This is a genomic window from Sphingomonas sp. R1 (assembly GCF_025960285.1).
Taxonomy (GTDB): Bacteria; Pseudomonadota; Alphaproteobacteria; order Sphingomonadales; family Sphingomonadaceae; genus Sphingomonas.
The window spans coordinates 261,845-287,885 of record NZ_CP110111.1; the positions used below are offsets into that span (position 1 = coordinate 261,845).

31 protein-coding genes and 1 tRNA gene are annotated in these 26,041 nt (G+C 67.3%); 19 read left to right on the top strand and 13 right to left on the bottom strand.

Annotation, left to right across the window (positions count from 1 at the left end):
• Positions 1-67: 67 nt before the first annotated feature.
• Positions 68-646, bottom strand: coding sequence for a CvpA family protein (locus tag OIM94_RS01200; protein ID WP_264608318.1), 579 nt, complete (start codon positions 644-646; stop codon positions 68-70).
• A gap of 104 nt (positions 647-750) precedes the next feature.
• Between OIM94_RS01200 and radA the strand changes: the two genes are divergently transcribed.
• The 3 genes from radA to OIM94_RS01215 all read left to right on the top strand — a co-directional run bounded on the left by radA (position 751) and on the right by OIM94_RS01215 (position 3,659).
• Positions 751-2,130, top strand: coding sequence for a DNA repair protein RadA (radA, locus tag OIM94_RS01205; protein WP_264608319.1), 1,380 nt, complete (start codon positions 751-753; stop codon positions 2,128-2,130).
• 258 nt (positions 2,131-2,388) lie between these two features.
• Positions 2,389-3,033, top strand: coding sequence for a hypothetical protein (locus OIM94_RS01210; protein ID WP_264608320.1), 645 nt, complete (start codon positions 2,389-2,391; stop codon positions 3,031-3,033).
• 107 nt (positions 3,034-3,140) lie between these two features.
• Positions 3,141-3,659 (top strand): L,D-transpeptidase family protein, encoded by a 519-nt coding sequence (locus OIM94_RS01215; RefSeq protein ID WP_264608321.1) that lies wholly within the window; start codon positions 3,141-3,143, stop codon positions 3,657-3,659.
• A 216-nt stretch (positions 3,660-3,875) separates the two neighbouring features.
• On the opposite strand, the gene OIM94_RS01220 is transcribed toward OIM94_RS01215, so the two are convergent.
• A complete protein-coding gene (locus OIM94_RS01220) occupies positions 3,876-4,514 on the bottom strand; it encodes a CAP domain-containing protein (protein ID WP_264608322.1) in 639 nt (212 codons plus the stop codon).
• Between the two features lie 242 nt (positions 4,515-4,756).
• Between OIM94_RS01220 and OIM94_RS01225 the strand changes: the two genes are divergently transcribed.
• From OIM94_RS01225 to OIM94_RS01235, 3 genes are all read left to right on the top strand, one after another.
• Positions 4,757-5,251 carry a GNAT family N-acetyltransferase gene (locus OIM94_RS01225; protein WP_264608323.1) on the top strand — a complete coding sequence of 165 codons (495 nt, stop codon included), beginning with the start codon at positions 4,757-4,759 and terminating at the stop codon, positions 5,249-5,251.
• 75 nt (positions 5,252-5,326) lie between these two features.
• Positions 5,327-6,826 (top strand): S10 family peptidase, encoded by a 1,500-nt coding sequence (locus tag OIM94_RS01230; RefSeq protein WP_264608324.1) that lies wholly within the window; start codon positions 5,327-5,329, stop codon positions 6,824-6,826.
• A gap of 113 nt (positions 6,827-6,939) precedes the next feature.
• The gene (locus OIM94_RS01235) at positions 6,940-7,914 is read left to right on the top strand and encodes a methyltransferase (protein WP_264608325.1); all 975 of its coding nucleotides are present in this window, start codon (positions 6,940-6,942) and stop codon (positions 7,912-7,914) included.
• A gap of 29 nt (positions 7,915-7,943) precedes the next feature.
• On the opposite strand, the gene aroB is transcribed toward OIM94_RS01235, so the two are convergent.
• Positions 7,944-9,044, bottom strand: coding sequence for a 3-dehydroquinate synthase (gene aroB / locus OIM94_RS01240; protein ID WP_264608326.1), 1,101 nt, complete (start codon positions 9,042-9,044; stop codon positions 7,944-7,946).
• A complete protein-coding gene (locus tag OIM94_RS01245) occupies positions 9,041-9,580 on the bottom strand; it encodes a shikimate kinase (RefSeq protein WP_264608327.1) in 540 nt (179 codons plus the stop codon). Before OIM94_RS01245 ends, aroB begins: the two co-directional genes overlap by 4 nt.
• A gap of 74 nt (positions 9,581-9,654) precedes the next feature.
• Between OIM94_RS01245 and OIM94_RS01250 the strand changes: the two genes are divergently transcribed.
• Genes OIM94_RS01250 through OIM94_RS01265 form a run of 4 tightly spaced genes read left to right on the top strand, consistent with a single transcriptional unit; the run spans position 9,655 to position 13,444 of the window.
• Positions 9,655-9,792 carry a hypothetical protein gene (locus OIM94_RS01250; protein ID WP_264608328.1) on the top strand — a complete coding sequence of 46 codons (138 nt, stop codon included), beginning with the start codon at positions 9,655-9,657 and terminating at the stop codon, positions 9,790-9,792.
• The gene (locus OIM94_RS01255) at positions 9,773-11,578 is read left to right on the top strand and encodes a hypothetical protein (RefSeq protein ID WP_264608329.1); all 1,806 of its coding nucleotides are present in this window, start codon (positions 9,773-9,775) and stop codon (positions 11,576-11,578) included. The genes OIM94_RS01250 and OIM94_RS01255 overlap by 20 nt, the downstream gene beginning before the upstream one ends.
• A 35-nt stretch (positions 11,579-11,613) precedes the next feature.
• Positions 11,614-12,486, top strand: coding sequence for a tyrosine-type recombinase/integrase (locus OIM94_RS01260; RefSeq protein WP_413716409.1), 873 nt, complete (start codon positions 11,614-11,616; stop codon positions 12,484-12,486).
• A gap of 10 nt (positions 12,487-12,496) precedes the next feature.
• Positions 12,497-13,444: an acetyl-CoA carboxylase carboxyltransferase subunit alpha gene (locus tag OIM94_RS01265; protein WP_264608331.1), complete on the top strand. Its 948-nt coding sequence runs from the start codon at positions 12,497-12,499 to the stop codon at positions 13,442-13,444.
• 66 nt (positions 13,445-13,510) lie between these two features.
• Here OIM94_RS01265 and OIM94_RS01270 read toward each other — a convergent pair whose 3' ends face one another.
• From OIM94_RS01270 to OIM94_RS01280, 3 genes are all read right to left on the bottom strand, one after another.
• On the bottom strand, positions 13,511-13,678 hold the full coding sequence (locus OIM94_RS01270; protein ID WP_264608332.1) for a Flp family type IVb pilin: 168 nt from the start codon (positions 13,676-13,678) through the stop codon (positions 13,511-13,513).
• Positions 13,679-13,758: 80 nt separating this feature from the next.
• On the bottom strand, positions 13,759-13,926 hold the full coding sequence (locus tag OIM94_RS01275; RefSeq protein WP_264608333.1) for a Flp family type IVb pilin: 168 nt from the start codon (positions 13,924-13,926) through the stop codon (positions 13,759-13,761).
• Positions 13,927-14,056: 130 nt separating this feature from the next.
• Positions 14,057-14,239 (bottom strand): Flp family type IVb pilin, encoded by a 183-nt coding sequence (locus tag OIM94_RS01280; protein WP_264608334.1) that lies wholly within the window; start codon positions 14,237-14,239, stop codon positions 14,057-14,059.
• A 77-nt stretch (positions 14,240-14,316) separates the two neighbouring features.
• On the opposite strand from OIM94_RS01280, the gene OIM94_RS01285 reads away from it, so the two are divergent.
• Entirely contained in the window at positions 14,317-14,709 is a 393-nt protein-coding gene (locus OIM94_RS01285) for a (deoxy)nucleoside triphosphate pyrophosphohydrolase (protein ID WP_264609959.1), read from the top strand.
• Here the strand turns inward: OIM94_RS01285 and OIM94_RS01290 are convergent.
• Both OIM94_RS01290 and OIM94_RS01295 read right to left on the bottom strand, forming a co-directional pair.
• Positions 14,706-15,281, bottom strand: a complete 576-nt coding sequence (locus tag OIM94_RS01290) for a class I SAM-dependent methyltransferase (RefSeq protein WP_264608335.1) — start codon at positions 15,279-15,281, stop codon at positions 14,706-14,708. The genes OIM94_RS01285 and OIM94_RS01290 overlap by 4 nt on opposite strands.
• 25 nt (positions 15,282-15,306) lie before the next feature.
• Entirely contained in the window at positions 15,307-16,134 is an 828-nt protein-coding gene (locus OIM94_RS01295; RefSeq protein WP_264608336.1) for a methyltransferase domain-containing protein, read from the bottom strand.
• A gap of 43 nt (positions 16,135-16,177) precedes the next feature.
• On the opposite strand from OIM94_RS01295, the gene OIM94_RS01300 reads away from it, so the two are divergent.
• From OIM94_RS01300 to OIM94_RS01320, 5 genes are all read left to right on the top strand, one after another.
• Positions 16,178-16,909: a ComF family protein gene (locus OIM94_RS01300; protein ID WP_264608337.1), complete on the top strand. Its 732-nt coding sequence runs from the start codon at positions 16,178-16,180 to the stop codon at positions 16,907-16,909.
• Between the two features lie 35 nt (positions 16,910-16,944).
• A complete protein-coding gene (gene grxC, locus OIM94_RS01305; protein WP_264608338.1) occupies positions 16,945-17,202 on the top strand; it encodes a glutaredoxin 3 in 258 nt (85 codons plus the stop codon).
• Positions 17,199-18,023, top strand: coding sequence for a carbon-nitrogen hydrolase family protein (locus tag OIM94_RS01310; protein WP_264608339.1), 825 nt, complete (start codon positions 17,199-17,201; stop codon positions 18,021-18,023). Before grxC ends, OIM94_RS01310 begins: the two co-directional genes overlap by 4 nt.
• A complete protein-coding gene (locus tag OIM94_RS01315) occupies positions 18,020-18,460 on the top strand; it encodes a DUF1178 family protein (protein ID WP_264608340.1) in 441 nt (146 codons plus the stop codon). The genes OIM94_RS01310 and OIM94_RS01315 overlap by 4 nt, the downstream gene beginning before the upstream one ends.
• Positions 18,461-18,494: 34 nt before the next feature.
• Positions 18,495-18,571 (top strand) — tRNA-Arg (locus tag OIM94_RS01320).
• 124 nt (positions 18,572-18,695) lie between these two features.
• Here OIM94_RS01320 and OIM94_RS01325 read toward each other — a convergent pair.
• Positions 18,696-19,370, bottom strand: coding sequence for an OmpW/AlkL family protein (locus tag OIM94_RS01325; protein WP_264608341.1), 675 nt, complete (start codon positions 19,368-19,370; stop codon positions 18,696-18,698).
• A 184-nt stretch (positions 19,371-19,554) separates the two neighbouring features.
• On the opposite strand from OIM94_RS01325, the gene OIM94_RS01330 reads away from it, so the two are divergent.
• Together OIM94_RS01330 and OIM94_RS01335 are read left to right on the top strand one after the other, a co-directional pair.
• Positions 19,555-20,283: a Crp/Fnr family transcriptional regulator gene (locus OIM94_RS01330; protein ID WP_264608342.1), complete on the top strand. Its 729-nt coding sequence runs from the start codon at positions 19,555-19,557 to the stop codon at positions 20,281-20,283.
• An 80-nt stretch (positions 20,284-20,363) separates the two neighbouring features.
• The gene (locus OIM94_RS01335; protein WP_264608343.1) at positions 20,364-21,164 is read left to right on the top strand and encodes a universal stress protein; all 801 of its coding nucleotides are present in this window, start codon (positions 20,364-20,366) and stop codon (positions 21,162-21,164) included.
• Between the two features lie 107 nt (positions 21,165-21,271).
• On the opposite strand, the gene OIM94_RS01340 is transcribed toward OIM94_RS01335, so the two are convergent.
• Both OIM94_RS01340 and OIM94_RS01345 read right to left on the bottom strand, forming a co-directional pair.
• Entirely contained in the window at positions 21,272-21,529 is a 258-nt protein-coding gene (locus OIM94_RS01340; protein WP_010543335.1) for an SWIB/MDM2 domain-containing protein, read from the bottom strand.
• 261 nt (positions 21,530-21,790) lie between these two features.
• On the bottom strand, positions 21,791-22,186 hold the full coding sequence (locus OIM94_RS01345; RefSeq protein ID WP_264608344.1) for a BLUF domain-containing protein: 396 nt from the start codon (positions 22,184-22,186) through the stop codon (positions 21,791-21,793).
• Positions 22,187-22,471: 285 nt separating this feature from the next.
• Between OIM94_RS01345 and leuA the strand changes: the two genes are divergently transcribed.
• Positions 22,472-24,130: a 2-isopropylmalate synthase gene (gene leuA, locus OIM94_RS01350; RefSeq protein WP_264608345.1), complete on the top strand. Its 1,659-nt coding sequence runs from the start codon at positions 22,472-22,474 to the stop codon at positions 24,128-24,130.
• A 41-nt stretch (positions 24,131-24,171) separates the two neighbouring features.
• Here the strand turns inward: leuA and OIM94_RS01355 are convergent, their stop codons facing one another.
• The gene (locus OIM94_RS01355; protein WP_264608346.1) at positions 24,172-25,905 is read right to left on the bottom strand and encodes a methyl-accepting chemotaxis protein; all 1,734 of its coding nucleotides are present in this window, start codon (positions 25,903-25,905) and stop codon (positions 24,172-24,174) included.
• Between the last annotated feature and the right edge of the window lie 136 nt (positions 25,906-26,041).

Genomic DNA, 26,041 nt, shown 5'->3' on the forward strand with positions numbered 1-26,041 from the left:
GCCTTCCTGCAGTTGCGAGTGCGAAATGCCCGCCTTTGGTATGGCTTGTCGGCGGCAGGGCAGGGCGTCACTCTGGAGTGCGCCGGTATGGCCGCGCATCCTTTGACGCCGCATCGTCTTCGCCCGCATTGTCGCCGCCGAACACCGGCTCGCCCTTGCGGCGCCGGTCGACGAAGTCGCCGATCGCGGCGCTGGTGGTGTCGAGCAGCGGATAGGTGACCGACCGGGTGATCCATTTCGGCCGGTGCGCGCGTCCGCCCTCGAATGTGTCGAGCACCAGCATCAGCACCAGGAACCCCATGCTGACCAGGATCAGCCCCTTGGCAACGCCGAACCCGACGCCGAGCGCCCGGTCGATCGGCCCCAGCGCCGAGTTGCGCATCTGGCTGCCCAGCGTATTGGCGATCAGCCGACCGCCGAAATAGCTGAGCCCGGCCAGCAGTGCGAAGGCGAGCACCGCGGCGCCACCCTCGGTGCCGATCAGCGGCGCGAGGATCGCCGTGAACCCCGCGTGAAAGAACTTCACTGCCATCACCACGAGGATCCAGGCGAGGAACGCGAGCACTTCGGTGGTGAAACCGCGCAGGAAGCCCAGAATGGCGGCGCCGGCGATGATGAGAAGCGTGATGATGTCGAGCCCGGTCATGCCGCCTCCATAGCAGCCCGGTGCAGGGGGTGAAGGGCCTTGCGCGCGTCCATCCGTAACAGCCGCACGTTCCCTTTTCGTTTTCGCCTCCCTACAAGGGTGTCATGGCAAAACTTCAGAAGCGCTACGTCTGCCAGGCCTGCGGATCGGTCACCTCGAAATGGGCGGGGCAATGCGCCGATTGCGGGGAGTGGAACACACTGGTCGAAGAGGCGGGTGGCGCGCCCACGCCCTTCCAGGCCAAGCATCACCTGCAGACGGGCGGGCGCATGATCCAGCTCTCGGGCCTGGATACCGAAATCGCGCTGCCCGAACGCATGCCGAGCGGCATCGCCGAGTTCGATCGTGCGCTGGGCGGCGGCTTTGTCGAGGGATCGGCAACGCTGATCGGCGGCGATCCCGGGATCGGCAAGTCGACGCTGCTGCTGCAGGCGGCGGCGCGGATCGCCAGCCGCGGTTTGTCGGTCGCTTATGTCTCGGGCGAGGAGGCGGCGGACCAGGTGCGGCTGCGCGCCCGGCGACTGGGTCTGGGCAAGGCGCCGGTGCAGCTGGCGGCGGCGACCTCGGTGCGTGACATCCTGACCACGTTGGGCATGGGCACGCCCCCCGACCTGCTGGTTATCGACTCTATTCAGACGATGCATTCGGACCTGATCGAGGGCGCGCCCGGCACGGTGAGCCAGGTCCGGGCCAGCGCGCAGGAACTGATCCGCTTCGCCAAGGAACGCGGCACCGCGCTGGTGATGGTAGGACACGTCACGAAGGACGGCGCGATCGCGGGTCCCCGCGTGCTGGAACACATGGTCGACACCGTGCTCGCCTTCGAAGGCGAGCGCAGCCATCTCTACCGCATTCTGCGCGCGGTGAAGAACCGCTTTGGCGGCACCGACGAGATCGGCGTATTTGCGATGGAGACCGAGGGGCTGTCCGAAGTGACCAATCCCTCGTCGCTGTTCCTTACCCAGCGCGAGGACAATGTTGCCGGAACCGTGGTCTTTCCCGCGCTGGAGGGCACGCGTCCCGTGCTGGTGGAAGTACAGGCGCTCACCGTGCGGCTTGCGTCGGGCGCAACGCCCCGCCGGTCGGTGGTCGGCTGGGACAGCGCACGGCTCTCCATGGTGCTCGCGGTGCTCGAGGCGCGCTGCGGACTAAGCTTCTCGTCATGCGAGGTCTATCTGAACATCGCCGGCGGCTACCGTGTGCAGGATCCCGCCGCCGACCTGGCCATCGCCGCTGCGTTGGTCTCCGGACTTTCCGAACGTCCGGTGCCCACCGATGCGGTGGTGTTCGGCGAGATCGCGCTCTCTGGCGAAGTGCGCCCCGTGGCGCATGCTGCACTGCGGATGCGCGAGTCGGCGAAGCTCGGCTTCACCCGTGCACTCGCGCCGCTTCCGCCTGCCGCAAAGGAGCGTGAAAGCCACTCGCTAAATGTTTCGAATTTTCGTAATCTCAACGCCTTGGTGGAGCAACTTCTAGGGAAATAGCACCTCAATCAATATTCATATTTGCACTAGTATGCAGATGTTCGTTTTGATACACTAGGCACAGATCGCAGGATACAGTGACCCGACGATCCGTTGCCGTACCGGAGTGCAGGAACTATCCCCCTCAGGGACCGTTCAGATTTGTTAAGTAATTGCAGCTAAAGCAATAGTTAACGGATTTGGGGTCCAGTTCGAAAAGAGGTGCGTGTGGGTATCAACGCGGGCAAAGCAGGTGCCGGAAAGGGCAGGGCAGGGCGGGTGCGCAAGCTTGGCGCCGTCGTTGCTGCAGTTGCGATGCTGTCCGCCACCTCCGCCGGTGTCGCGGTACCGGCAGTTGCCGATGCAGTCGGCCGAGTCGCACGATCGATCGATGTGCTTGGCCTACTGTCCGAACGCTCGCCCGGCGTGCGTGAGGCGGGAGCCCATAGCAACAAGGCGCGCCGCACGCTGGTGGAAGGCAGCAAGAAGGGTCCGCGCGAGGGCATGGTACCCGATTCCACCGCGCAGAACGGTGTCGCCTATCCCCGCGTCTTCGACCTGTCGGCGGATCAGGCTCCGATCCCCGCCGCCCTTGGGCTGCCGGAGGATTCCCCGCCGTCGCAGATTTTCGGCACCCCGACGGGCATTGGCGCGCTGACCCCGGCAGTAGACGTGGTTCCCACCTCTGGCCTGACGGTTCCGACCAGCGGCAACAACATCATCCCTGGCGGGGGCGGCGGCGGCGGCGGTGGGTCCGTGCTTCCGGTAACGCCGAACAACCCCAATCCCCCCACACCGCCGCCGCCGCCGCCGCCCGTTCCTCCGGCGGTGCCAGAACCTTCGGGCTGGGCGATGATGCTGGCGGCGTTCTTCCTCATCGGCGGCTTGATCCGCGCGCGGAACGGGAGGAAAGCCGCGGAGTAATGGCGGCACGGCATTCGTTCGGCATGTGGATCTCGATAGGCGCGGCGGCGACGTTGGCGCTGATCGTCGGGACGTCGTTATTGCCGAGGACGGCGCCATCCGCTCCCGTGAAGCGGCTCCCCGCCAAGGCGTCTTTTGTGCCGGCGGACCGCATCCGCTTCCCGCAGAACCAGGCGCAGGCGTTGCGACTGGGTGATGGCACAACGCGCATGGTGCATAGCCTGTTGCAGTTGCCCGCCCGGATGGGCTTCGGCGAGTTTCGCTGGGATGATCGCGGGGTGCCGTCTGGTCCGATCTGGCTGCGCGTCGATCTTGGCCGCCAGATCGTCTCGGTATTCCGCGGCGCCGACGAGATCGGTACCAGCGTGATCCTCTATGGCCAGGATGCAACGCCCACGCCCATCGGAAACTTTCCGATCCGCGGGATTGAGCGCAACCATCGCTCGAACAGCTATGACGCCGAAATGCCCTACACGCTGTGGCTCACCAACGACGGCGTTGCCATCCATGGCAGCGATGTGCGCGAGGGGCTCGCGACGCATGGCTGCATCGGCGTGCCGCTGGACTTTGCGCGAAAGCTGTTCGGCGTGGTGAAGCGCGGGGATATGGTCGCCGTGGTCCGCTGATCCCCGGCGACGGGGCGGCGGTGAGGCTCCGACTTGCGCCCCTGTCGTCGTCCCTTTAGCCGGTTCCGGAACGTCGAGGTGGGGGGCGCGCGCGACCGAGGTGCTCGGGCACATCTCCGCGGCTCGCTCGTCGCCAACGGCCCTTGCGGCGACCTCGGCGGAAAGGCGCGTCTCCGTCGCGGGCGGAGGCTAGGCACGCAAAGTTCCGGCCGCTGCTCAGGGCTGGCTGGCGGGGCCGGTGGGGCGCGCGTCGTTCTGGGCGAGCGCTTCGTAGCGCGAGGCGCCGGTGCGTGTCCGGCTCACGTCGATCACGCACATATGACCATAGCGGCTATGGCTTCCGCAGCCGACGCCGGCATAGCGCAATTCGCGGTTGAACAGCAGTTCCCGGTGGCTGCGATCGGGGACGCCGTCGTCGATCACCAGTTGCTGCACGACATCGTCGGCATTGGCATAGCCATAGGAGATTTCCTCGCCGACCAGCTTGCCGCCGCCCTGGCGCTGGACGCGATCACCGGGGGTGGATCCGTCCGGCGAGAAGTGGCCGCGCGTGCCGAGCGATCCCTGCACCGCCACATGCTCGCGCGCGGCGAGATCGAGCAGTTCGCCGCGGCTGAGCGGCGGCAGCGGCGTCTGGTCGCGAAGGAAGGCGATCGCTTCGTCTACCGCATCGACGCCCTCCTGGGTTACCATCGCCCGCTCGCGCCCGGGCAGATACAGGACGCGGCCGACGAAATGGGGACGAAGCGCACGCAGCCGCTCCGCATAGGCGGCGGGATCCTGCCGTACGTGATTGATGCGGTCCAGTACCTGATCCTCAAGACCCGGAACGTCACTGGTTGCGGTGAGCAGCAATGCAGTACCAGCGGCAAAAATGCACAATAGGCTACGGAACGCAGGCACAGGTTACTCCGTATGGTCGGAAATAAATCATCCGGACATCACGGAACCTGTCTGCCATCGTGTCGGTAATATACGGTGGATAGACGTGGTTATTGGGGTGGGTTAAGCGGATGTTAGGGATGAATTCTGGCGATGGGGTCGCTGTCGCGCGGCTTGCCTGAATGCGCTTGCGGGTGGCACGGGGCGGTATGGCCATGCCGATCCTTGCCCCGATGGCGCCGCGACACCTGTCGCAGGCGCTCACCCTGCAGTCGCAGGTCTATCCGCCCTTTCTCGTCGAACCCGAGGCGGCCTTCGCCAGCCGCCTCGCCGTCGCCGCGCCCTATAGTCTTGTGGCGACCCGCGGCGAGGCGTTGGTCGCCTATCTGCTGGCGCATGGCTGGCCGCAGGGCGCGCCGCCGCCGGTAGGGGCGGTGCTCGATCCGGCGGTGCGCGGGGATGCGCTGTTTCTTCACGATCTTGCTGTGTCGCCCGCCGCGCGCGGCAGCGGGGTGGGAAGAGCGCTCGTGGACCATGCCATCGCGCGCGCTGCCGCCGACGGGTTGCGCCGCGCCGAGCTGATTGCGGTGGAGGGGGCGGCGTCCTTCTGGGCCGGGCTCGGCTTTGCCCCCGGCAAGGTGTCGCCTGCGCTCGCCGCCAAAGTGGCGGGCTATGGTTCCAGCGCGCAATGGATGGTTCGGTCGATCTGATCGCGCGCGTGGTGGATTCGGGTTCGGTGTAGCGCTAGGCTAGGGCACCAACCATTTGCCTGGGGGACCCAGTTCTTGCGCCACCGCACCTTGATTGCCGCCTCGCTTGCCGCTCTTTTGCTCGCCCCGCAGGCGCCGGCGCAGGACAAGAAGCCCGATAGCGCCGCCAAGGGCGAGGAAAAGCCGGAGAAGGGCGAGCTGCCTCCGCTCCCCGAGGGCAAGACGATTTCGCAGACCGCGGTGATCGGCGGCAAGTCGATCCGCTACCAGGCGACTGTCGGCAAGCTGCCGGTCTATGACACCAAGGGCAAGAAGATCGGGGAAGTGGTCTACACCGCCTATGTGGTGCCCGGCGGCCCGCAGCGGCCGGTGACCTTCGCCTTCAACGGCGGCCCCGGTGCCTCATCGGTCTATCTGAACCTCGGCGCGGTGGGCCCGAAACGCGTGCAGTTCGGGGATAAGGGCGACGCACCCTCCGACGCGCCGCTGCTCGTCGACAATCCGGCCAGCTGGCTGGACATGACCGACCTGGTGTTCATCGACCCCATCGGCACCGGTTTCAGCCGCAGCCTGGTCGACGAGGAGGCGACCAAGAAGGCATTCTACGCCACCGAGCCGGACGTGAAGTATCTGTCGCGCATCGTCTATGACTGGCTGGTCCAGAACGAGCGGCTGCGTGCGCCCAAGTTCGTGATGGGCGAAAGCTATGGCGGATACCGCGCGCCGCGCATCGCCTATGAGCTGCAGACGCAGCTGGGCGTGGGCGTGAACGGCATCGTGATGGTCTCCCCCTATCTCGATCCGGCGGCGACGTCGGGCTCGGATGCGCTGTCGCCGCTCCCCTGGATGATCAGTCTCCCGTCAATGGCGGCGGGACATCTGGAGCGCCAGGGCAGGCTAAGCGCATCGGCGATGGCGCAAGTGGAGGCCTACACCCGCGGCGCCTTTGCGACCGATCTGCTCGCCGGCCGTTCGGATCCGCAGGCCACCGCGCGGCTCAGCGGCCGGGTCGCGGAGCTGACCGGGCTCGATCCCAAGCTGGTCTCGCGCCTGGACGGCCGCGTGGATGAAGGCACCTATCTGCGCGAGGTGCACCGCGACGACGGCAAGATCGGCAGCGTCTATGATTCCAACGTCGATGCGTTCGACCCGTTTCCCAACTCGGCCGAGCGCAAGTCCGGCGATCCGATCCTGGAGGGCATCATCGCGCCGACGACCAGCGCGATGGTCGATTTCATCACCCGCGAGATGGGCTGGAAGACGAACGCCCGCTACAACGCGCTGTCCTTCGCGGTGAACGCCGCCTGGGATCGCGGCACGCCGGACGACGCCCCGGTCAGCGATCTGCGCAAGGCGGTGGCCAACGACCCCAAGATGGGGGTGTTGATCGTGCACGGGTATAACGATCTCTCCTGCCCCTATTTCGGGTCGCGGCTGATCATCGACCAGCTGCCGCGCTACGGCGTGGAGCAGCGGGTGAAGCTGGGCGTCTATCCCGGCGGGCACATGTTCTATTCGCGCAAGGCCAGCGCCGAGGCGTTCAAGGCCGACGCGCGCGCCTTGTACGTTCGCTGACGATCCCGTTCCCGAACCGTCGTCCGTGCCGGACGGCGTTTCGAGGCCGCGCATGGAGCTTCGGGACGCATCGGATCGTTGGCGAGCGAACGGATGCGGGGGAGCGTATGGAAATGCTGGTTGCTGATCGTTCGGAGTGCCGCCTTGGAGAGGATGCCTCGGCGGCGGCGCTCGCCGGGCTGCTGCGCTTTCTCCGGCAGCACGACTATCATTTCGTCACGCCCACCCCCGCCACGCATGCCCGCGTGCTCGCCCGGCTGGGACAAGCGCCTGCACGCGATCTGCGCGATGTGTTCGGGTGGAGCCTGCCATTCGATCCCGGCCTGCTCGACGCCGCCTTGCGTGACGCGCTGCACGCCGCCGATCTGCTGGATGCGGACGGAGTGTTCCTGCGCAGCAAGGTGCGGGTTTCCACTCTTGGCCCGGATCTGCTGGTGCATTCCGCCTATCCGACCGAGGATCGGCACGCGGTGTTCTTCGGCCCCGACAGTTATCGCTTTGCCCGTTTCATCGAGGATGAATTGCGCCGCTGCCCGGCCCGCGCTTGCGGAACGCTGGTCGATATCGGCACGGGAACGGGGGCGGGGGCGATCACCGCCGCACACCGTTGCCCCGAGGTCGAGATCGTGATGACCGACATCAACCCGGCCGCGCTGCGGCTGGCGCGGGTGAATGCTGCGGCCGCCGGCGTGGCGGCGCGGTTCGTGGAGGGGAAGGACCTCGCCAACGTCGAGGGCGCGCTCGATCTCGTGCTCGCCAACCCGCCCTACATCATCGATCCGGCCGGGCGGGCCTATCGCGACGGCGGCGATCTGCACGGCGCGGGCGTGTCGCTCGCCATGGCCCGCGCGGCGGTGCCGCGGCTCGCGGCGGGCGGGCGGTTCCTGCTCTACACCGGCAGTGCGATCGTCGGCGGGATGGATGCGCTCAAGGACCGGCTGACGCACCTCGCTGCGGCGGAGCACTGCATGCTGCGCTATGCCGAGATCGATCCCGATGTGTTCGGCGAAGAGCTGGAGACGCCGGCCTATGCCGATGTCGAGCGCATTGCCCTTGTGGCCGCGGTGGTCGAACGGCCGCGTTCCTGACCTCCTCCGTCCCGATAGGGGAGGAAATTTCAGCCGCGCTGCCCGTCCAGGAACGCCGCAACCTTCGCCAGATCAACGGTCTTGTCGAGATAGGTCCGGCCGATGCCCCGGGCGAGCAGGAAGGGCAGGGTGTTCCCCTCCATCTTCTTGTCGTGGAGCATGTGGCCGACCAGCGTCGCACCGTCGGCCGTCACGCCCGCCGCCGCCAGTCCGTCCGGCAGGCCCACGGCACGCAGATGGGCTGCCACGCGTGCGGCATCCTCCGACGGGCACAATCCCTGCTCGGCCGAGAAGGCGAAGGCCAGCGCCATGCCTGCCGCCACCGCTTCGCCGTGCAGCAGCCTGTCGGAGAAGCCCGTCTCGGCCTCCAGCGCATGGCCGAAGGTATGGCCCAGATTGAGCAGCGCGCGGGTGCCGGTCGTCTCGCGCTCGTCGGCGGCGACGATCCGGGCCTTGGCGCCGACCGAATGGGCGATCGCCTGCGCGTGGGCTTGCGGGTCGCCCGCGAACAAGGCGGCGGCATTGCCTTCGCACCAGGCGAAGAAGCCGGCATCGTCGATCAGCCCATATTTGGCGACTTCGGCATAACCTGCACGCAGCTCGCGCTGGGGCAGGGTGCCGAGCACCTCCGGATCGATCAGCACTACCGATGGCTGGTGGAACGCGCCGATGAGGTTCTTGCCCGCCTTCGCGTTGATTGCCGTCTTGCCGCCGACCGAGCTGTCCACCTGGGCCAGCAGCGTCGTCGGAATCTGGACGAAGTTGCAGCCGCGCTTAAGGATGCTGGTCGCGAAGCCGACGAGATCGCCGATCACGCCGCCGCCCAGTGCGATCACATGGTCGCTGCGGACGACGCCCTGTTCCAGCAGCCAGTCGGTGAGCGATTCGAGCTGCGCCCAGCTCTTGGTGCTCTCGCCCGCCGGCAGCACCAGGACGGGGGCCGGCACACCTGCGGCGGCGAGGCTGGCCACCAGTGTCTCGCAATGCCGGGAGAGGTTCGCGTCGGTGACGACCGGCATCGGCCGCCCGCGGGACAGGGGAGCGAGCAGTTCGCCGGCGCGCGCCAGCAGGCCGGGTTCGATGCGCACGTCATAGCTGCGTGCGCCCAGGGCGACGGGGATGGTGATCACGTGCGGAGAGCCTTCAGGATCGCTTCGACGGTGGTTTCGTGCGGTGCGGCTACGCTGGGCACGCGGATCTCCGCAAGCGCGTAATAGGGATTTCGCACCCGTGCGAGTTCAGTCAGGGTCGCCAGCGGGTCCTTGCCGCGGAGCAGCGGGCGCGTGTCGCGTCGCCGCACGCGATCGGCCAGCACGGTCGGTTCGGCATCCAGCCAGATCGAGATCGCCTGGCCGAGGATCAGCGCCCGCGTCTCGTCGTTGATGAACGCGCCGCCCCCGGTGGCGATCACCTTGGGCGTGCCGTCCACCAGCCGAGCAATCACCCGCCGTTCACCGTCGCGAAAATGCGGTTCGCCGAACTTGGCGAAGATGTCGGAAACCGACATGCCCGCCGCCGATTCGATTTCGGCATCCGCATCGACGAAGGGAAGCCGCAGGCGCTGGGCGAGACGGCGCCCTACCGTGGTTTTCCCGGCCCCCATGAGCCCGACCAATACGATCGGCTTGCCGGTCCAGCTCTTCAGTTGCGCATGCGTTTGTAACATCGTGCGAAGGGCTATACAGCGAGGGACCGTCTCGGGCAAAAGGCCCTTACCGCTCAAGGATTGGACTGTTTTTCATGCCGCGTATGCTTGTCGTGTTGCTCGTCGTTCTGGTGGTCCTGGTCGGTGGCATGTTCGCCCTGGCGGGCCGCAACACCGTGAAGGAGCCGGTGCGCATGGAGAAGGCGGTCACGCTTGAAAACCTCGCCAACTAGGGTTTCCCGGATCGCGCTGGCCGCGGCGCTGCTCGCCGCGATCGGCGTGCCGGCGTTCAGCCAGCAGCAGAAGGCTCCCGAATCGCTGTTGCCGCCCGGCTTCGACCAGCCGACGCCGCGGCCGCAGCCGTCTGCGCGTCCCAGTCCGGCGGCGAGCGCTGCCCCTGCCGTCGCGCCGTCGCCCACCGGTGACGTTACGCCTGATGGCGGCGATATGGGGCCGGACGCGTTTGACGTCGAGGAAAGCAATGCCAGCGTGGTCGCCGCGCCGTCGCTCGACCTGTCGCAATATGATCTTCCCAGGGGCGTCCGCCGCCCGCTGAACCGCATCGGCATTCTGGCGGCCGGCAACACGCCGTTCCCGGCGGATGCGTTCGGCGACGTGGCAGGCGCAACGCAGGCGATCCTGATGCGCCGGCTCAACGCGCCCGTGGCGTCGCGCTGGGTCTCGATCGCGCTGCGCCGTGCGCTGATGTCGCCGCTGGATACGCCGCGCGGGATCGATGGCGCCGACTATGCCGCCGAGCGCGCCTGGCTGCTGCTGCGCATGGGCGAGGCCGGCGCAGCCCGCGGCCTGGTCAGCTATGTCGACATCGACGACTATACCAACGCGCTGGATCGGGTGGCGATGCAGGTCGCGCTGGCGACCGGCGATCCCGCCTCGGTCTGCCCGATCGTCGACGATGCGGCGGCGGCCATCCCCGATCGCGGATGGGCGCTGGCGCAGGCGATCTGCGCGGGGCTGGCCGGAAAGCCGAGCGAGGCCGATCAGCGGCTCGACGCTGCCGCCAAGGGCAAGCCGCGCAATGATCTCGATACGCTGCTCGCCACCAAGGTGGTCGGCATGGGGGCCGATTCTCGCCGCGCGGTGACCATCGACTGGGTGGGCGTGCCTGCGCTCTCGGCATGGCGCTTCGGCATGGCGACGGCAGCGGGGGTCGACATTCCCGACAATCTGTTCGCCACGGTGGGGCCGGAATTCCGCTACTGGCAGGCATTGTCGCCAGCGGTGTCGCCGGCGAACCGGGCCGGCGCGGCCGAACTGGCGGCGGCGGCGGGGGTGCTGTCCAACGCAGCCCTGGTGGATCTCTATGCCGAGCTCGACCAGGCGAGCGACGTGCCCGATCCGCTGCAGAAGACGGTGCGCGATCTCCGCGGCGCCTATACCGGCTCCGCCAAGGAGCGGGTGCAGGCGATGAAGAGCCTGTGGGACGCGGTGGAGACGCCGCGGCTGCGCTATGCCCGCCTCGTACTCACCGCCAAGGCGGCCGCCTGGATCCCCGCCAGCAAGGAGGCAGCCGAGCCTGATCGGCTGATCGCCGCGATGCTGTCCGCCGGCTATGATTCGGCGGCGCTGCAATGGCGCGGCGTCGTTGCGCCGGGCAGCGAGGGCTGGGCGCTGCTGGCGCTCGCCGAGCCGTCCGGCACGATCGGCTATGGCGATTTCGAGCGCTATGCGGGCGCCGCGAGCCCGCGCAAGGCGGCGATGCTGCTGGCCGGGCTGGCAGGGCTGGGCAGGCTGTCGCCAACCGATGCGCAGCGCGGCGCAGAGGCCACCAAGGTCGGCATCGGCGGGGTCAATGCCTGGACCCAGGCGATTGACCGCGCCGGGGCCCGCAACCAGCCTGGCATGGTCGCGTTGCTTGCCGGTGTCGGCATGCAGTCGCCGCGCTGGGATCAGGTGACGCCCGAGGCGCTCTACCACATCGTCGCGGCGATGCGGGCGTCGGGAATGGCCAATTATGCCCGGATGATCGCCGTGGAGGCGGTCACGCGCGCCGCGTGAGTGCTGATCGCGACCTGATCGAGCGATTCCTGGAGATGCTTCGCGCCGAGGCGGGCGCGGCGGCAAACACGATTGCCGCCTATGGCACCGATCTGCGGCTCGCCTCGGAGGCACTGGGTGGTGACCTGGTGCATGCGGGTCGCGAGGAGATCGAGCGTCTCGCCGGCGGGTGGTCGGAACTTGCCCGCTCGACGGTCGCGCGGAAGTCCGCGGCGCTGCGCCGCTTCTTCGCCTTTCTCGCCGAGGAGGGGCACCGTGCCGACGACCCCGGCAACGCCCTGCCGCGCCCCGGCACCGCGCGCCGCTTGCCCAAGATCCTCAGCACTCGCGACGTGGACGCGATGTTCGCCGTCATTGCCGAGCGCCAGGCGCGCGTGCCGCCCGACCCGCTCGACCTGCGGCTCGCGGCGCTGATCGAACTGCTCTATGGTTCCGGGTTGCGCGCGACCGAGCTCGTGTCGCTGCCGCGCAACGCCATCCACCCGGATCGGCCGTTCCTGATCCTCAAGGGCAAGGGCGGGCGCGAGCGACTGGTGCCGATCTCCGATCGTGCCCGCGCCGCCGTGGGACTGTGGCGACGGGAGGTCCCGTCGGACAGCCCTTGGCTGTTTCCGTCGGGGAAGAAGCACCTGACCCGCGTGCGGCTCTACCAGATCGTCCGCGCGCTGGCGGCGATGGCGGGGATTCCACCCGAGCGCGCGAGCCCCCACGTGCTTCGCCACGCCTTCGCGACGCATCTGCTCGAAGGGGGCGCCGACCTGCGCGCGCTGCAGGCGATGCTCGGCCATGCCGATATCGCGACGACCGAAATCTACACCCATGTCGACAGCCGGCGGCTGGTCGAGCTCGTCAACGAGCGACATCCCCTGGGGCAGGCCCTCGTTGACGCGAAGCGCGGCTCCGCGTAGCGCCACGCGCATGACGACATTCCTCGACTTCGAGAAGCCGATCGCCGAGCTCCAGGGCAAGATCGACGAGCTGCGCAGCGCCGCCCAGGGCGGCGAGGTGGACATCGCCGCCGAGATCGCCCCGCTTCAGGCCAAGTCGGACAAGCTGCTGCTCGACACTTATGCCAGGCTCACGCCGTGGCAGAAGACGCAGGTCGCGCGCCACCCCGAGCGCCCGCACTTCAAGCATTACGTTGCCGGGTTGATCGAAGACTTCATGCCGCTGGGCGGCGATCGCGCCTTTGCCGACGACGCCGCGATCATTGGTGGGCTCGGCCGGTTCCGCGGGCGCCGCGTGATGGTGATCGGCCATGAAAAGGGCGACGATACCGCCAGCCGGCTCAAGCATAATTTCGGCATGGGCAAGCCGGAAGGCTATCGCAAGGCGATCCGCCTGATGAAACTGGCCGATCGCTTCGGAATCCCGGTGATCACGCTGGTCGATACCTCGGGCGCGTTTCCGGGCGTGCAGGCCGAAGAGCGCGGCCAGGCGGAAGCCATCGCGCGCTCTACCGAAGCGTGCCTGTCGCTTGGGGTGCCGCTCGTCGCCTCGATCCTCGGCGAAGGCGGCTCGGGCGGCGCGGTGGCGCTGGCCGCGGGCAACCAGGTGCTGATGATGGAGCATGCGGTTTATTCGGTGATCTCGCCGGAGGGCTGCGCCTCGATCCTGTGGCGCACTGCGGACAAGGCGGCGGATGCGGCCGAGGCGATGAAGGTCACCGCGCAGCACCTCAAGGAGTTGAAGGTGATCGACGGGATCGTGCCCGAACCGCTGGGCGGGGCACATCGCGCACCGGCCCAGGCGGTGCAGGCGCTGGGCGACGCCATCGAGAAGGCGCTGGCGAGCCTGTCGACCCTGTCGCCGGAATCGCTCCGCCAGGCGCGGCGGGCCAAGTTCCTGGCGATGGGCCGGATCTGATCCACGACAAAAAGGGGCCGCCACGCTGGGTGACGGCCCCTTTTTTGTGACAGTGCGGGCGACCGATCAGGACGCCTTCATGTTCGAGCTGACATTGCCGAACGTGGTGTTGAGCTGATTGCCCAGCCCTTGCATCGCGGCGATCGCGGCCACGGCGATCAGCGCCGCGATCAGCCCATATTCGATCGCGGTCGCGCCACGACGATCGCGGATCATTGACACGAGCTTCTTCATGCGGCGCTCCTCTCCCAAGGGACCTGGGACGGCATTGCCCGGCAGCGCCGCCGTCTCCGAAACCGGCGAAGAGTGGAGGCTTACGAAGCCTTCATGTTCGAGGTGACGTTGCCGAACGTCTTGTTGAGCTGGTTGCCCAGACCCTGCATCGCGGCAATCGCGGCCACCGCGATCAGGGCTGCGATCAGACCATATTCGATCGCCGTCGCGCCCTTGGAATTCTTGAGGAAATTGCGAATCTTCTGCATACCCGACTCCATCATCCCAGATACTTCAAACACCGGCCTCGGCGGGCATCCCGATGAGGCTCGCAGACCCTAGGCGAGAGGGGTTAAGAACCGCCTAAATCTGCTGCTTATCGATAGATTTACGGCGGCTTCACCCCGCCTGCTGGACCTTCTGCGACATGTTTCCCCACAACTGCCCGGTCGCGTTGCCCAGACTGGTGAGCCCGGCGATCATCGCCAGGACGATCAGCGCCACGACCAGCCCATATTCCACCGCAGTGGCACCGCGCTGGGCGGAGGCTAGCGCACGCAGAAGATGGATCAGGGCTCGCATCGGCAGTCCGTCTCGTTCAGAAGGCGGGGCCGATTGTCGCAGGATTTGGTTGCAGAGTGCTTATCGAGACAAAGCCGATGCTGCTGGTGGTCGCCGCAGCGATGATCGCGGACGGGCGCGTGCTGGTGCAGCAGCGGCCTGAGGGCAGTTCGCTGCCCGGCCTCTGGGAATTCCCCGGCGGAAAAATCGAACCCGGCGAGTCCCCCGAGGCGGCGCTGGCGCGGGAACTGGACGAGGAACTGGATGTGGTCGTCGATCCCGCGGCGCTGGTCCCGCTCACCTTCGCCAGCGCGCCGCTTGGCGACCGACACCTCGCGCTGCTGCTATACCGTATCGATGCCTGGCAAGGCACGCCGCAGCCGCGCCACGCCAGCGCGCTGGCCTGGGCGGACATGGCGATGCTGCGCAGCCTGCCGATGCCGCCGGCCGATCTGCCCTTTCTGGCGACGCTGGCGCCACTGATCGATTAGAGGGCGATCGCGGCGAGATAGTGGTTGCCGCCGGCATCGATTGCGCTGCCGGCCGGTTCGAATCCCGCCGCGACCAGTGTCGCTTGGTAGACCGCCAGCCCCAGGGATCGGGAAGGACGTCCCGTCAGGGTGTCGGCCCAAGTGCAGGCGTCGCGCGGCGCCGTGAACAGGAAACGGCCGCCGGCGTGCAGCGCGGGTCGGAGGCGGTGAATCAGCGCGATCTGCTCCGCCTCCGCCAACAGGAACAGAAGCCCGATGGTGATCGCCGCGTCGAAGCGTCGCTGAAAGAAGCCGCTGGACTGCACCGGTTCGCAGGCGGTCTCGGCGTTCGGCAGGTTGCGGCGAAAGGCTGCCAGCAGGCGGGGGGAGGCATCCACCCCGAACACGCAAAATCCCTGCGCGGCCAGGGCGGCGGCGATGGGCCAGCCCGTCCCGCAACCGATGTCGAGAATGTCTGCGCCGGGCGGCAGATCGCGCGCCCAGCGCTGTACCTGCTCGGTGCCGATCCCGGACCGAAGTGCCTCGTACGCGTCTGCCACCGTATCCCAGCCCGCTGCGGGATCGTCGCTCATGCGATGCGCATCGGCGGCCGCGCCGCTATGGCTTGGGCTTGAGCGCGTCGAGCAGCGATGCAGTCGCGCTGCCGGGGCGTGCGGGTTTCGGCTGCGAGGGATCCGGCGCCCACCCGGTCAGGTACACGATCGAGAAGCGCTCGGGCGTGCGGCCGTCCGGATCGGCACGCTCGGCAAAGGCGGCGGCGGTGCCGAGCAGCGTCTCGCGCCGCAGTGGCGGCGTGTTCGGCAGCAGGTTGGTTGCGGCCATGCCGCGCAGATCGCGGATCAGCCCGCCCAGCCCGCCATAGCGCACCGTCAGCGTCTCGACATCGGCGACCGGCAGCGTGAAACCGGCGCGCGACAATAGGTCGCCGCCCGCGCGCACATCGATCTGCGGATGGAAGCGGGCCACCGGGCGGTCCGCTTCGGCGGCGAGCAGGCAGGCGCGCAGCGTCGACAGCGTTCCGGCGCCCAGGAAGGCGCCGAGGAAGAGTCCGTCCGGCTTCAGCGCGCGGCGGGCGAGGGCGAGCGCGCCGGGCACGTCGTTCACCGTATCGAGCACGCCGGCCGAGACAACAAGATCGAAGCTCGCCTCGGGGAACGGGTACAGATCCTCGTCAGCATGGATCGCGCCGGTTCTGGCGGCGAACGTGTCGCCGGCCTCCAGTCGGGTGATCGTGGCGCCGGGCCAGTAGAAACTGCCGTCCGAGCTGCCCAGGTCCAGAACCGTGCGGAACTCGCGCTTCACGCCTTCGAGCCGCTCCAGTAGCCCATCGAGCATATGGTCGCGCAGAAAGCCCTCATAGCTGCGGGCGGCGCGGTCGCGACGCTTGCGGCGAAGCGAGCGATCGAAGATTTCGGAGTCGGACACGAGGCGCTTGTGCAGCGGGGCGCGGCTTGGAACAAGATGCGGCGTGGATCCGCGGACGCCCTTCCTTCGGCTGGTTGATCTGGCGCTGCCCCCGCGCTGCCCGGGGTGCGGCGCGATCGTCGAGGCGGATCACCGCTTCTGCGCGGTGTGCTGGGCCAGCCTGCAGTTTCTCGGGCCGCCCTGGTGCGCGAGCTGCCATTTGCCCTTCGCGTTCGATGCAGGCGAAGGGATGCGCTGCGGCGCGTGTCTCGCCGATCCGCCGCCGCATGACGGGGTGCGGGCGGCCGTCGCCTATGGCGATGTCGCGCGGCGGCTGGCGCTGAAGCTGAAATATGGCGGCCGGCTGGCGGCAGCCGAGACGATGGCGCGCGCGATGCTGCGGCTGGTGCCGGATGGGGTGGACCTGATCGTGCCGGTGCCGCTGCACCGCTGGCGACTCTGGTCGCGCGGGTTCAACCAGGCCTTGCTGATTGCCGAAGGCGTGTCACGGCACACCGGGCTGCCGATAGAACGGGACATGCTGCGTCGGGCGAAGGCCACCCCCAAGCTGCAGGGGCTGGGCAGGCGCGCCCGGTCCAAGGCGGTTGCGGGAGCGTTTGCGCTGGCGCCCGATGCCCGCCCAACGATCGAGGGACGTACCATCTTGCTGGTCGACGACGTGCACACCAGTGGCGCTGCCGGCGATGGCTGCGCGCGGCTGCTGAAGCATGGCGGGGCGGCGCGGGTGATCCTTCTGTGCTGGGCGCGCGTTCTTCCCGATCAGCCCCTGGATTGACAAGCCGGGGCCTCGCGCACACCTCTGGAGACATTATGGCAAAGGTCGAAATCTACACCAAGGCGTTCTGCCCCTATTGCACGCGCGCCAAGAACCTCCTCTCCGCCAAGGGCGCGGACTATGAGGAATATGACATCACCATGGGCGGCCCGAAGCGTGCCGAGATGCTGGAGCGCGCGCCTGGCCGCACCACCGTCCCCCAGGTGTTCATCGACGGGAAGCATATCGGCGGCTCGGACGATCTTGCCGCGCTCGACCGGCAGGGCGGCCTGGACCCGCTGCTCGCCGCATGACCCGCGCCGCGCTGCTCCAGATGACGAGCGGGATCGATCCCGCCGCCAACGCCGCGACACTGGTGGCGGCGGTCGCGCAGGCCAGGGCGGGCGGGGCGGCCATGCTGTTCACGCCCGAAATGTCCGGCCTGCTCGATGGCAATCGGGAGCGCGCGCAGGGTCATTATGCGCAGGAGGCCGATGATCTGGTGCTTGCCGCCGTACGCGAGGCGGCGGCCAAGCATGGGACATGGGTTCATTTGGGCAGTCTCGCCGTGCTGCGCGAGGACGGCAAGCTTGCCAACCGCGCCTTCGTGATCGACGACACGGGCAGCATCCGCGCGCGCTACGACAAGATGCACCTGTTCGACGTGGACCTTCCCACCGGCGAAAGCTGGCGCGAGTCCAACAGCTATACGGCGGGCACGGAGCCGGTGGTGGTGGAAACGCCCCTCGGCAAGCTGGGGCTCGCCATCTGCTACGACCTGCGCTTCCCGGACCTGTTCCGTACGCTCAGCAATGCGGGTGCCACGATTCTGGCGGTGCCGGCCGCGTTTACCCGGCCGACTGGGGCGGCGCATTGGCACGTGCTGCTGCGCGCCCGTGCCATCGAGGCGGCGGCGTTCGTCCTCGCCGCGGCGCAGACGGGGACGCATGCCGATGGCCGCGCGACCTATGGCCACAGTCTTGCGATCGACCCCTGGGGCGACGTGCTGCTTGACATGGGCGAGGCCGCCGATCTGGGCTTCGCCGAGATCGATGCCGGGCGACTGGAGGACGTACGCTCGCGCGTTCCGGTGCTCCGCCATCGCCGCGCGATCCCCGAGGCGGCGCAGGCTTGATCGTCTTCGACCTCAAGTGCAGCGCCGCGCATGTTTTCGAAGTGTGGTTCAAGTCGAGTGGCGCCTATGAGGAGCAGCGCGCGCAGGGGCTGATCGCCTGCCCCTATTGTGGCGATGCCGAGGTGACCAAGGCGGTGATGGCACCGGCGGTCGCCGCAAAGGGCAACCAGCTGGCCGAAAAGCCGCCGGTTTCTCCTACCGCTGCGTTCAAGGCGGCGCTTGCCGCGATCGCGGAGATCCAGGCCAGGCAGCTGGAAACCTCGCAATGGGTCGGCAAGGCCTTTGCCGAGAAGGCGCGCGCGATGCATGCAGGGGATGCGCCCGAGGTGCAGATCCACGGTCAGGCGACGCTGGAGGAAGCGAAGGCGCTGGTCGAGGAGGGCGTGCCGGTGGCGCCGCTGCTGGTGCCGGTGGTCCCCCCTGAGGCGCGCAATTGATTTGCCCGGCAGAGGCCGGTACGAGCAGGTCCGTGGCCCGGTAGCTCAGCAGGATAGAGCAAGCGATTCCTAATCGAGAGGTCGGAGGTTCGAATCCTCTCCGGGTCACCACTCCTTCCTCCCCCTGCGCGGGAGCGCCGGGCGGAAGAAGGGGAGCCGCTCCCGAAGGTGCGGCTCCCCAAGGTAGGTCCCCCGCCGGCGGGTGAGGCGGTGATAGGGGCGGAGGGCCGGGTGCCTAGAAGCGGGTGCCGACGCCGAAGCCGAACACCAGCGGATTGAGTTGGACATGCGTCTGGTTGATCGTCCCACCGGTGTTGAGCCGCGCGGTCGTCCCCATGTCGATGTACTTGACGTCCAGGTTCAGGAAGAACTTCTTGTTGAGGTCGATGTCGACACCCGCCTGCAGCGCATAGCCGAAGCTGTCCTTCAGCGAGAGGTCGGTCTTGCCCAGCGCCTTGTTGAGCGAGTCGCTGGCTTTGGCCGAGTAGAAAGTGGTGTAGTTCACGCCGGCGCCGACATAGGGGCGCACTGCCGTCTTGGGCAGGAAGTGATATTGCAGCGTCAGCGTCGGCGGCAGGACCCAGGTATGGCCGACCTTGCCGAGGCTCGCAATCGCCTCACGGCCCTGCAGGTCGTGGCGGGTGCTGGAGACGATCAGCTCGGCACCGATATGGTCCGTCGCCATATAGGTGAAGTCGACCTCGGGCATCACCGCATCGCCGACGCCGACCTGCCCGGTGGGGATACCGGGCTTGATCCCGTCCGACGTTTCGTTGGGGGCGACGACGATGCCGCGCAGGCGAACCAGCCAGTCGCCGGCCGCGATGCCTGCACGGTCCTGTGCCTGGGCGTTCGCGGAGGAAGCCAGCAGGCCGGCGGCGGCCAGACCGACAAAAAGCGACGTACGCATCGTTCCAATCTCCTCGTGTTTGACGAGGCACCGGGTACGCCGAAGAGCGGGGCGCGGTTTTGATCGGGCGCAACGGTGCGCCTAGGTAATGTCCCGAGGGAAAGCGGCTGTCCGTCTGCGGAGCTCTACGTAACGACAGCGCCTGTGCCGCCGCCGCATGCAACGCGCGGAGGCGGATATGTACATGGACAGAAACCAAGCGGCGATGGGCGCGGTGGAATGGACGTTGCCGGCGCGGTGCGCGGCCTGCGGCGTGCGGATGGCGTCGCTGTGCGGCGGCATGTCGGCAAGGGCGCTGGAGGCGCTCAACCGGGTCGGCCGCAAGCGGGTGCTGCGCCGGGGAGAGGTGCTGATCTGGCAGGGCGACATCGCCGAGCAGGTCGGCATCCTGCATCACGGGCTGGTCAAGCTTTCCGCCTCGCTCGAGGATGGTCGGGAACAGATGCTGGGTCTGGCCTTCCCGGCCGATTTCGTCGGCGCGATCGGCGATCGGCCGTCGAGCCACTGCGTCACCGCGCTGACCGAAACGGAATTATGCGTGTTTCCGCGCAGCGCGCTGCCCGCGCTGGTGGAGGCGCATCCGGAGATCGGCCAGGCGCTGCTCAGCCGTGCCTATGACGAACTGGACCAGCTGCGCCGCTGGATGCTGTTGCTCGGGCGCAAATCGGCCGAGGAACGTGTCGCGAGCCTGTTGCTGCAATTCGCCGCGCGGGGCAGCTGTCGGTCCGGTGCGCCCGTGGTGTTGCCGCTCACCCGCCAGCAGATGGCGGAGCTGCTGGGCCTGACGATCGAGACCGTGAGCCGCAAGCTGACCGCGATGAAGCGGGACGGTGTGATCGCCTTGCCCGATTTGCGCAGCTTCGTGATCCTCGATCGCGATGCGCTGGCGACAATCGCGGCGGAGACTCCGTAACTAACCGCATGTCGACGATCGAACGGGCTGCCTAATCTGTCCGCATCCTGGAAGCACACGGGATGTAGATGGAGGCGACCATGAAGAATGTTCTCGTTCTGATGCATGATGACGCCGGTCAGGAAGCGCGGTTCCAGGCGGCAGTGGACTTGACGCGCGGGCTGGAAGGGCATCTGCGCTGCATCGATATCGCCATGGTGCCGGCCTATGTCGGCGATTATGTCGAATTCGGCGGCGGTGCGGCATTGATGGCCGACGAGCAGGTACGCGAGGCTGCCAACCGCGTGCGCATGGAGGCCCGGCTCAAGGCCGAGGAGGTGCCCTATAGCTGGGTCGACGCCACCGGCTTTGCCCGCGAGTGCCTGCGCGATGCCACCGCGCTCGCCGATCTGGTGGTGCTCAACCGCGAGCTCGACAAGATCGACTACCCCGACATGCGCGACCTGATCTGTGATACCATTCTCAAGACCGGCAAGCCGATTGTGGCAGTGCCGCAGACGGTGCTGGCGTTCGACCTGTATGGGCACGCGGTCGTGGCCTGGGACGGCTCCCGCGCCGCCGAGGCCGCGCTCCAGGCAACGGTGCCGCTGCTCAAACATGCCGGCACGGTGTCGATCCTGGTCGTCGATGAAGGCGCGTTGCGGGTGCCGGCCGCTGAGGCGGCCGAGTATCTCTCCCGCCATGGCATCCGACCCGAGATCCGCGTGGTGCCCGCCACCGACACCGTCAGTGGCGCCATTCTGAACACGGTGAAGGCGCTGGATGCGGCGTATCTGGTGATGGGCGGCTTCGGTCACAGCCGATTTCTGGAGGCGGCATTCGGCGGTGTCACCCGGCGGATGCTCGCGGAGAGCCCGGTGCCACTGGTGCTGGCGCACTGACAGGCGCGGGTCGCGGGCTGCAAGCCGGGCAAGAAAAAAGGGCAGGCATCCCGCGATGCCTGCCCTTTTTGTTGTGCGCGCCGCCCGAGCCGGCAGCGGCGCGTAGCTTACTTGACGTGCTTGGCGAGGTGCTTGTTCATCTCGAACATGGTCGCCTTGTCGCCGCCGAAGATCGGCTTCAGCGTGTCGTCGGCCAGAATCTCGCGCTTGTTGGCGGGGTTCTGAAGGTTGTTCTTCTTGATGTATTCCCAAACCTTGCTGACGATCTCGCTGCGCGGCAGATCGGCGGTACCCACGATCTTCGCCAGTTCGGGCGAAGGGGTAACCGGCTTGGCAATGCCGCCGCGTGCTTTGGTCTCGGCCATCGTGTCTAACTCCTGTTCGTGCCCCTTGTTGGGGCTATTCCTTCGTCAGCGCCTCGGGATTGAGAGGCTTCCTCCCCCTTGTCGCAACCAACGATGTACTGCGGTTCGTGCGGTGATGCACGCCCCTGTACGCCTTTGATCGCGGGAAAGGGCGTCTGTCCAGCACAGACCGCACCGAAGCGCGCCCAACCGTCATTTTGCGGCGCTGCGGTGGTGCAGCGACGCAACAGTTTCCCTGAAATTTGTTCGAAAATTGCGGCTTCAGGCAAGCGCGCGCGCCTGAACAAGCCCCTGGAAGGTGCCGCGCACCTCCGGCGAGGCCGCTTCGGTCAGTCGCTGCACATCCGACAGGAAGGCGACGGCATCGGCGCCGGGGGCACGATGGGCCATTTCCCAGTGGCCGAACTCGCGGCGTTCGATCGCGCGGCGGGATAGCATCACGATCGCCCGGTGACGTGCATCCTGCCGGATCCGGGTATAGGCTGCCTCGACCGCGTCCTCCGGTCCTTCCAGCGCCTGAAGAAACCGCCCGGCATCGGCGTAGAGCAGCCCCGTGATCCGGTCGCGCGCATTGTTGCGGCGGGACACGGTCAGGATGTCCTGGGTGGGGCAGGGGGCGGCCGGATTGGCCGAACTGATATAGACGAGCTGCAGCATGGACTTCCTCTCCTGCGAACAAGCTTCTTCGACGCCGACTGGTTAACAATCCCGTAATAGCCCGGAAGCTCCCTTGTTTTGCAGACACTTCGTCCAAGCTGGACAAGATCGTATAATTCCGGCACTAGGAACGCCGTGCTCGACGCCTTGCGCCTTACCCTGCGACTTATCCGCCCTTAGGGGCCGATCTCGCACGTGCGCGTCTCCCCTAAGGGCAAACTGGAACTTCCCTATCGCATCAGGGCTGCGCTAGGCGCAGCCAGACCTTGAAGAGAGACACGGCTCATGTTGCGCGACCCCAGCGTCAAATATCGTCCCTTCCCCCAGGTGAATTTGCCTGATCGGCAGTGGCCCAGCCGCACCATCACCAAGGCGCCGCGCTGGCTCTCCACCGACATGCGTGACGGCAATCAGGCGCTGATCGACCCGATGGACGGCGAGAAGAAGACGCGCTTCTTCGAACTGCTGGTGAAGGTGGGTCTCAAGGAGATCGAGGTGGGCTTCCCGAGCGCGGGCGCCACTGAATTCGATTTCATCTCGGGGCTGGTGCGCGAGGGCAAGGTGCCCGATGACGTGATCGTCCAGGTGCTCACCCAGTCGCGCCGCGATCTGATCGAGACCAGCTTCCAGTCGCTGAAGGGCGCCAAGCAGGCGATCGTCCATCTCTACAATGCGGTGTCGCCGGCGTGGCGCCGCATCGTGTTCAACATGAGCCGCGAGGAAGTACGCCAGATCGCCATCGAAGGTGCCAAGGTGCTCCGCGACGAGGCCGCCAAGCAGCCCGACACCGAATGGCATTTCGAATACAGCCCGGAGACCTTCTCCACCGCCGAGCTCGATTTCTCGGTCGAGGTCTGCGAGGCGGTCATGGATATCCTGCGTCCGACGCCGGAGCGCCCGCTGATCCTCAACCTGCCCGCCACGGTTGAGGCGGCGACGCCCAATGTCTATGCCGACCAGATCGAGTGGTTCTGCCGCAACATCCGCAATCGCGAGAGCGTCGTGATCAGCCTGCACACGCACAACGACCGCGGTACCGGCGTGGCGGCGTCCGAGCTCGGCCTGCTGGCGGGCGCGGATCGCGTCGAGGGCTGCCTGTTCGGCAATGGCGAGCGCACCGGCAATGTCGATCTCGTGACCCTGGCGCTCAACATGTACACCCAAGGGCTGAATCCCGGGCTCGACTTCTCGGACATCGACGAGGTCATCCAGACGGTCGAATATTGCAACCAGCTCCCCGTCCACCCGCGCCACCCCTATGCCGGAGACCTGGTGTTCACCGCCTTCTCCGGCAGCCATCAGGACGCGATCAAGAAGGGCTTTGCGTCGCAGTCGGCGCGCAACGACCAGATGTGGGACGTGCCTTATCTGCCGATCGATCCCAAGGATCTCGGCCGCGATTACGAAGCGGTGATCCGCGTCAACTCGCAGTCGGGCAAGGGCGGCGTCGCCTGGGTGCTCGAACAGGACAAGGGGCTCAAGCTGCCCAAGCGCATGCAGGCGGAGTTCTCCAAGCACGTCCAGGCGCTGGCCGACGCGACCAGCCGCGAGCTCAACGCCGCGGATATCTGGGGCCTGTTCGAACGCGTATATCTGCCCGGTGACAAGGATCGGATCGCGCTAGTCGATTATGAGGAGACGGGCAGCGCCGGCAGCCGTGTGTTTGTCGGCCGCATTTCGATCGACGGCGCGGCGCAGTCGATCTCCGGCCGTGGCAACGGCCTTATTTCGGGTGTGGTCGATGCGCTGGCGGGTTCGACCGGACCGCGCTTCGACGTGGTGGACTATAGCGAACATGCCATCGGTGGCGGCGCGGACGCGCAGGCGGCCGCCTATGTGGAATGCCGCACCGAGGATGGTCGCACGGTGTTCGGCGTCGGTATCGATGCCGATATCGCCACCGCTTCGGTGCGCGCCGTGTTGAGTGCTGCCAACCGGGCCTGATCAGGCCGGCCCTGCCGCGGTGCGGCGGGGCCTTCGCCGGCTCAGTCGACGGTTGTGAGATCCCGCGCGGGCGCGGCCATGCGGCTGCCCGCGCCGGGACCGGTGCGCTGGAACCGGAATGCGCCTGCGCGCTGGGCGAGCGCGTTCACTTCGCCGGACAGGTTGCGGATCGCCGCAGAGGTTTCTTCGACCATCGCGGCATTCTGCTGCGTCACCAGATCCATTGCCTTCATCGCCGTTGCCACCTGGCTTACGGCCGCGGACTGGGCGTGGTTGTCATGGTCGATGGCCGAGATCAGGTCGTGCACCGCCTCGACATCGCCCGAAATGGTGTCGAGCGCAGTGTCGGTATCGTGCACCGCGTCGGCCGCCTGGATGATGTCCACCTGGGTCTCGCTCAGCATGTCGCGTGCCTGCTTGGCCTGATCCTCCGCGCGCAGCGCGAGCGCGGCGACGAGATCCGCGACGACCATGAAGCCGCGGCCGGCTTCGCCCGCCCGGCCGGCTTCGACCGCGGCGTTCATAGCGAGAACGCGGGTCTGGAAGGCGATCTTGTCGAGCCCCTCGATGACGCCGTCGATATTCTTGGCGCTGCCGCTGGCGCGGTCCATCGCCTGCACCGCGCGGGCGGTGGTGCCGCGACCGGCGCGCAGCGCGGTGGTGGCTTCGCCGGCGCGCTTCACGGTGTTGTCGGCTGCGATCATCGTCGCGCGCAGGCGTTCCTCGATCTTTTCCAGGGCCATGGTTGCCTGGGCCAGATTGGCAGCGCTCTTCTCGGTACGATGGGCGAGATCCTCGGAACCGTGCGCGATCTCGTTCGAGGTCGAGCGAATGTTCTCCGAGCTTTCGCTGACCAGCTGGATGCGGGTGCGCAGCGACGCGATCGCCTCGTTGATGTTCTGGCGGAGGACCTCATACTCCTCCGGGAACCGGCGGTCGATCGTGCGGGTAAGGTCGCCCTCGCGCAGTGCGAGCAAACCGTTGCCGAGTACTTCCGTCACCTCCCGCTGTGCTTCCAGCTTGCGAGCGTCGGCGTCGCTCTGGGCGGCGGCGGCGGCGCGGTAATGCTCCAGGCCACAGGCGATCCGGCCCATTTCGTCGCCACGATCCTGATAGGGAATGGCGGCCACCTCGCCCCGTGCCAGCCGATCGGTGAGGCCGGAAAGAGTGCCGATCGGCTCCAGCACGCGGCGGTACATGGTCAGGTAGAAATGGGCGGCCTGCCCAGCGACGATCAGCCCGAGTACGCCCACGATGCCGATCGCGAGGTAGAATTCGAAATTGCCCTTGGCCTTGATCTCCACCTGCGCGTCGTTCGCCATCTTCACCAGACGGTCGATCGCGCTGCGGTGCTCGGCATAGAGCGTGCCCAGCTTGGCGTAGCTTGCGTCGATGGCGGCGCGGTCGCCCTTGCGTGCGGCGGGGATCAGCCCCTGATCGAGTTCCTCCCAGAATTTCTGCGCCGCCGGGTGCGCCTGCTGCAGCAGCTGGCCGCGCAGGTCCTCACCGATACGCGCCGTGTGCCAGAACTGGTTTCGCTCGTCATATTGCTTGTGCAGGTCGGTCAGGCGGGTTTCGTGTTCGCGCACCGTTTCCGGGTTCCGCGCGATGAGCGATGCTTCGAGGTAAGGCTCGATGATATATTCGGGCGGAGGGAGAATGTCCGCGATCAGATCGGCATTGAGCTGCTGGCGCAACTGCATCTCACCGCCCATGCGAATGCGATCGAGCCGCCACGCAGCCAGCAGCCCGCCGGCGAGCAGGATCGCCATCATGGCTAATGCACTGTTGCGAACGAAGCTTGCAATCGACATTAACGATCCTCTGGTGGCAGGCGCGCATCCCCACATGGGCTCCCTCCGGGGAGACCCTTCACTGGATTATAGGGGAGAGGATCGGGCAGAATGGCCC